The organism is Maribacter sp. 2-571 (assembly GCF_050589625.1).
GTDB lineage: Bacteria > Bacteroidota > Bacteroidia > Flavobacteriales > Flavobacteriaceae > Pelagihabitans.
Map to the genome: position 1 here is coordinate 1 of NZ_JBNGOP010000064.1, position 1,609 is coordinate 1,609.

Consider the following 1,609-nt stretch of genomic DNA (forward strand, 5'->3'; position numbering starts at 1 on the left):
TTCAACAAGGTGCAGCAATTGGGCGAAGAGGATGTTACCAGCGTAAAGGCCATGCTAAAGGCCTTCGTATTCCAAAAGGACATCCAAAAACAACTCGCATGAGTTTGGAGGTTCTTGTACTCATCTTTTCCTTGATCGCTTCACTTATAAAAGGCTTACTTTTCTTGGGCGATAAAAAACAACGTAAAAGACTGAGAAGATCTTTTAAGAATGTAAAGAAGCTCCTAAGGCCCTATATCATCAACAGACGTATGTTTAGGACAATGCTGTTGTTGGACTGTGCGCTTTTCGTATTGGGAACCGTACTGTCCCTGGTATATATGGTGGCCATCACCCGCTCCCACAACTTTTATCTCGCCACTTTCATAGCTGCCCTACTAATGGCGGCCAACATCAACCTGCTGTACAGGGGTATCGTAGTATTCAAGGCCCTTCAAAAATCATTGACATAAAAAAACCACGACATCCCCGCCGTGGCCCTTTTACAACTCTTTACCCCTTACCCGATGCGGCACCCGTCTAAGACGAGGGCTAGCGGGAGGAAAACTTCTCAGAACATACTCTTCGCACAGCTGGATTAGTTTCGACTATCATTAAACCATTCTTCTCCGTTCCAATCGGGTTCAAATCCACCTACTTTATCAATAATTAAATTAGGATTAGTAGAATGTACAAAAAGAATTAATTTTTGCTCGGCAAGTAGCCAAGTCCAAGCAACTTTAACAATAACGTCTAATAAAGCTTCACTAAAGTCTTTAGATTGTTGGTAGAATGAATCAAAGTGCTTGAATACAACAACCAACCCTTTGTATTTCTTATTAAACTTATCATCCAAACAGTCCTTAAACGCATTTATATTCTCACCATAATAATCAGGGAAATCAAACCCTTCTTGGATTTTTTTATGAGCGTTTCCCTTTGTCCAACTCATAGTTGATATCTCAATAATTTGATATCCGATTTTTTCTAACTCTTTAACATTATTCCCTAATACTTCTTCAGAAAAGTATTTTATAATTGGTCCATTTCTTACAGTTAGCCAATCTTTATTTTCATCTTCATCATAACTATTATTCCATTTCCATGCCATAATATTCTAATTAATCTTTAAACTCTTTAAAAGTCTTATAATGGTCCCTTGTATAATAGGTCTTCCCATCGGAACCAATGACCATTCTCTCTTTGCCTCTACTCGCCCCATGCTGTGGTGATTTATTTATATCATACTCAGTATAGGTAATTGCTTTTCCATTTGCATCTTTCCTTGGCAGAACTTGTCCACCATCTCTTCCATCATTTTCCCATGGCACTCCTCCTTTTTTAGTTCCAGGAATTTTTTTACCCTTATTTTTTTTCGCCCATCTGGCCAACTTTTTCAGTTTTTTTAATTTCCCAGTTCCGATTTGAAGAGCCAATAGTTTTACATTGCCTTTGGGTGCTTCTGTTAAAACAACTTCAACTTCATCCAAGCCGAACCAGCCAAATATTTCGCCTAAGGCACTTTCTGATTTAAATTTTCTTACAAGAAAGGCAGTAGCCTCCGAAACCCATCGAGCTACTGTTGTCGCAGGTAATTTAGAAGATGGTAATACTGAACCATTACTGTTGT

General features: G+C 38.5%; 3 protein-coding genes. 1 reads left to right on the top strand and 2 read right to left on the bottom strand.

From position 1 onward, the window contains the following. Positions 1-98 precede the first annotated feature (98 nt). Positions 99-452, top strand: a complete 354-nt coding sequence (locus ACRD7P_RS20860) for a hypothetical protein (protein ID WP_430909734.1) — start codon at positions 99-101, stop codon at positions 450-452. Positions 453-577: 125 nt separating this feature from the next. On the opposite strand, the gene ACRD7P_RS20865 is transcribed toward ACRD7P_RS20860, so the two are convergent. Together ACRD7P_RS20865 and ACRD7P_RS20870 are read right to left on the bottom strand one after the other, a co-directional pair. Next, on the bottom strand, positions 578-1,090 hold the full coding sequence (locus ACRD7P_RS20865) for a barstar family protein (protein WP_430909735.1): 513 nt from the start codon (positions 1,088-1,090) through the stop codon (positions 578-580). 10 nt (positions 1,091-1,100) lie between these two features. After that, positions 1,101-1,609: ribonuclease domain-containing protein (locus ACRD7P_RS20870; protein WP_430909736.1), on the bottom strand; the 509-nt coding region annotated here is incomplete at its 5' end.

Coding starts and splice junctions, on each gene's coding strand:
- ACRD7P_RS20860 (WP_430909734.1), top strand. CDS start 99: ATGAGTTTGGAGGTTCTTGTACTCATCTTTTCCTTGATCGCTTCACTT.
- ACRD7P_RS20865 (WP_430909735.1), bottom strand. CDS start 1,090: ATGGCATGGAAATGGAATAATAGTTATGATGAAGATGAAAATAAAGAT.